Origin of the sequence: Acinetobacter sp. 826659 (assembly GCF_000588515.1) — a bacterium.
Lineage (GTDB): Bacteria > Pseudomonadota > Gammaproteobacteria > Pseudomonadales > Moraxellaceae > Acinetobacter > Acinetobacter pittii.
The window spans coordinates 1-308 of record NZ_JFYD01000040.1 but is presented as its reverse complement, the minus strand read 5'-3'; the positions used below and the strand labels follow the sequence as shown (position 1 = coordinate 308).

Genomic DNA, 308 nt, shown 5'->3' with positions numbered 1-308 from the left:
ACGAGGTCGTGGTCGCAGCCGTGATGACGATGATGATGACGATCGCGGAGGCCGTTCAGGCGGACGAGGTCGTGGTCGCAGCCGTGATGACGATGATGATGACGATCGCGGAGGCCGTTCAGGCGGACGAGGCCGTGGCCGCAGCCGTGATGACGATGATGATGATGATGATGATGACGATCGCGGTGGCCGTTCAGGTGGCCGAGGCCGAGGTCGCAGCCGTGATGACGATGATGATGACGATCGCGGAGGCCGTTCAGGCGGACGAGGCCGTGGCCGCAGCCGTGATGACGACGATGATGATGATC

Annotated in this window: 1 protein-coding gene; it reads left to right on the top strand. The window is 63.0% G+C overall.

Features of this window, described 5'->3' with window-relative positions; genetic code table 11:
• Positions 1-308: hypothetical protein (locus tag J663_RS18545; protein WP_033851470.1), on the top strand; the 308-nt coding region annotated here is incomplete at both ends.